We start from the raw sequence: 3,431 nt of genomic DNA, 5'->3' as shown, positions 1-3,431 counted from the left end.
GCCTGGCTGAGATATCTCTTGTGCCTGTTCCTGGCCCAGCTATGGCGCACGCTCGCCCGGCCAGCCTCGATCAATCCGGCTTCTTAACGGACGACCACGTAAGCCGGCACTTCCAGCGCCAGGCAGGCCTTGTAGTTGGTCGCCTTCACCTTACCGGGCTTGACGACGACCTTTCCCGAGGTCGGGGAGGTTGCCAATCGGATGGTTGGCAGCGGGCCGGAGGTGCAATCGGGCCTGACGTTAATGTAGAGCCCGATCTGAGTGTCCTTGTTCGGCTGGGCCTTGACCGTGCGTTCGACCATCTGGGCTTCCGGCGCCGGTTGGTTTTGCGCGGCGGCGGCATGCAAACCGAAAGATCCGGCCAGCACAGCCGTTACCAGTAATTTCCTCATCCTTTGCTCCAGCTGCCGCCGTCGGGCCTGGAGCGACAAGCGCAAGGGCGGCGTTAATCCGGCCCGTTTTGCGACATATCGCGGCCGCGCGGTCCCCTTTACCACATCCTGATCGAAAGTATTGATTAACCAAATAGTTTTCTTGACCGCCCGGGGGGTTAACAATAGCTTAAAGATACACTTCGACGTAAATTTGCCTGCAATTTTTCACTTCACGTCCTTTTGGCGGAGAGATTTCATGAATGAGCAATTTCGGGTTGCCCAGGCTACTGCTGGAAATTCGAACAACGCCTCGCCGCCACGCATCTTCAAGTTGACCAAGCCGTTCGCCGATCAGGCAGTCGTTTTGAACCTCGGTTACGACCAGAAGGTTCAAGTCGACTTTTCGGCTATTGCGAACGAGAAGATCACGCTCGTTCATATCGGCGAAAAGCTGATCATTCTTTTCGACAATCACTCCACGGTGACGGTCGAGCCGTTCTTCGACTCCCGCCACGATCAGCTCGGCAATCTCACCATCCAGGTTGCGCCGGGTCGCGATCTGACCGTCGCGGAGTTCGCCAGCGCCTTCCCGATCATCAATGATCCTTCCGCTGCTTCCGCCGTTCTCCCCGCGGCCGGCGACTCGCTGGGTCAGAACAACGCGCAGGCGAGCGGCGCGAACTTCAGCACTCCCATTGTCGATCCGCTGCCGCCGGTGCCCACCAACAGCCTGGCTCCCCAGGAGGATCTGCCGGGGCTTCAAGACCAGCCGCCAACCGGATTTATCCCGCAGACGCCGACCCCGCCGTCTCCGACGATTTCGCTGGGCACGTTGCCCGAGCTGGTCGTGGACGAGAGCTTCCTGACATCAGCGACGAACGGCATCGACGGCTCCACGCCTTTCCTGGCGAGTACGGTGGCGTTTGGCGTTTTGCCCGTCACGCTCAATGTGCCGGGCGGCCAGCAGTCGCTGACTTTCGCGCTGTCGATCAGTGCGCCGGGCGTGGACACCGGACTGATCGATTCGCAGACCGGAAATCACGTGTTCCTGTTCCTGGAGAACGGCGTCGTGGTCGGCCGCGAAGGCAAGGATGCGGCTGCAGCGGTCAATGGCCCGCAGGATTTCACAGTGTCCGTCGATGCCAACGGCAAGCTGACGCTGACGGATCTGCGCTCGGTGCATGAAGGCACGGGCGAGGATGGCGACATCAGCGAGGGCACGCATGTGCCCGCCGGTCTCGTCTCGCTCACGGTCACCGTGACCGACAACAGCAACCAGAGCACGAGCGCGAGCGTCGACGTCGGCCCGCATCTGACATTGCAGGACGATGGTCCCTCGATTCAGGTCGTCCTGGAGGGTGAGGAGCAGACGGTTCCGAATTTGATCGTCGACGAAAGCAACCTGACGGCTGCGACCAACGACATCGACGGTTCGATTCACAACGGCAACAACACGGCGAGCGCGTTCTTCGGCGGCTTTTTCCAGTCGGTATCCGGCGCGGACGGTGTGGCGGATTCCGAGCATCCGATCAGCTACGCGCTGTCGATCGATGTCTCCAAGTCGAGCGGCGTGGTGGACGCGCAGACCAGCGAAGCTGTCGTGCTGGTGATGAACGGCACGACGGTGGAAGGCCACACCGCGGCGAGCAACCTGCTGGTGTTCACGCTGTCGGTCGACAGCGTCGGCACGGTGACGTTCACGGATTATCGCGCGGTGAAGGAAGCCGACGGCACCAGTCCGGACGGCAATGAAGGCATTAGCCTTGCCAGCGGCGCGGTGACGCTGACTGGGACGATCACCGACAATGACGGTGACACGGCGACCGCTGGCATCGATCTCGGCCCGCAGGTGACGTTCCTGGACGATGGTCCGTCGATTCACGTCGTCGTGGATGGTGAGGAGCGAACGCTTCCGAATCTGATCGTCGACGAGAGCAACCTGACGGCTGCGACCAACGGCATCGACGGCTCGATCCACAATGGCAACAACACGGCGAGCGCATCGTTCGGCAGCGTGTTCGCGGCGGTGACCGGCGCGGACGGTGTGGCGGATCCGCAGCATCCGATCAGCTATGCGCTGTCGATCGATACCTCCAAGCCGACGGGCCTGGTGGACGCGCAGACCAATGAAGATGTCGTGCTGGTGATGAACGGCACGACGGTGGAAGGCCATACCGCGTCGAGCGACCTGCTGGTGTTCACGCTGTCGGTCGACAACAATGGCGTGGTGACGTTCACGGACGACCGTGCGGTGAAGGAAGCCGACGGCACCAATCCGGATACCAATGAAGGCATCAGCCTGGCCAGCGGCGTGGTGACGCTGACGGCAACGATCATCGACAATGACGGCGACTCGGCGGACACGAGCATCGACCTCGGCAAGCAGGTGACGTTCCTGGACGACGGCCCGTCGGTGAAGGCGGCTCTTGCCAGCGAAGCGCAGGTGGCGCTGGACGAGGGCAACACGGATGCGGGCTCCCCGCCGACGAGCACGGCGGCGACCATCAACACCGGCGCGATCGCCAAGGGGGACGATCCGGATGTGACGGGCACGGGCTACATCGCGCATGCGGTGGACGTGTCGCTGGTGACGGCGACGCCGCAGTTCGGCGCGGACGGCCCGGCGGCCTCGGATGCGACGGCGTACAAGCTGACGGTGACCAATGCGGTGTCGGGTCTGTTCGTGACCGACGGCTCGGCGATCAGCCTCGTCGACGTGAACGGCGACGGCAGCGTGATCGTGGGCGTGGTACAGGCCGGCGGCTTTGCCAATCAGGCCGCATTTGCGATCTCGATCAACGGCTCGACGGGCGCGGTGACGGTCGAACAGTATCTGTCACTGCATCAGGACAGCGCGAGCGACACGCCGGACGACGGGGTGTCGCTGAACGCGAACTCGCTGGCGGTGACGGTGACGATCACCGACGGCGACGGTGATCAGGCAAGCGCGCCGGTCGACGTGTCCGGCAAGATCACCTTCGACGATGACGGCCCGAAGGTCACTGCGACCCTGGCTGACGAAGCCCAGGTCTTGCTGGATGAGGGCAACACGGATGC

Annotated in this window: 2 protein-coding genes; one reads left to right on the top strand and one right to left on the bottom strand. The window is 62.7% G+C overall.

Going from position 1 to position 3,431, the window contains the following annotated elements; all coding sequences use genetic code 11:
- Window positions 1-83: 83 nt before the first annotated feature.
- Entirely contained in the window at window positions 84-392 is a 309-nt protein-coding gene (locus tag IQ16_RS44835) for a hypothetical protein (protein WP_244636097.1), read from the bottom strand.
- A gap of 238 nt (window positions 393-630) precedes the next feature.
- Between IQ16_RS44835 and IQ16_RS44830 the strand changes: the two genes are divergently transcribed.
- On the top strand, window positions 631-3,431 hold a 2,801-nt coding region (locus IQ16_RS44830), incomplete at its 3' end, for a DUF5801 repeats-in-toxin domain-containing protein (RefSeq protein ID WP_145832244.1).

The organism is Bradyrhizobium huanghuaihaiense (genome assembly GCF_007830635.1).
In the GTDB taxonomy this organism is placed as follows: Bacteria; Pseudomonadota; Alphaproteobacteria; order Rhizobiales; family Xanthobacteraceae; genus Bradyrhizobium; species Bradyrhizobium huanghuaihaiense.
The sequence above is the reverse complement of the archived record's forward strand: the minus strand, read 5'-3'. Positions and strand labels throughout refer to the sequence as shown.

Coding starts and splice junctions, on each gene's coding strand:
- IQ16_RS44835 (WP_244636097.1), bottom strand. CDS start 392: ATGAGGAAATTACTGGTAACGGCTGTGCTGGCCGGATCTTTCGGTTTG.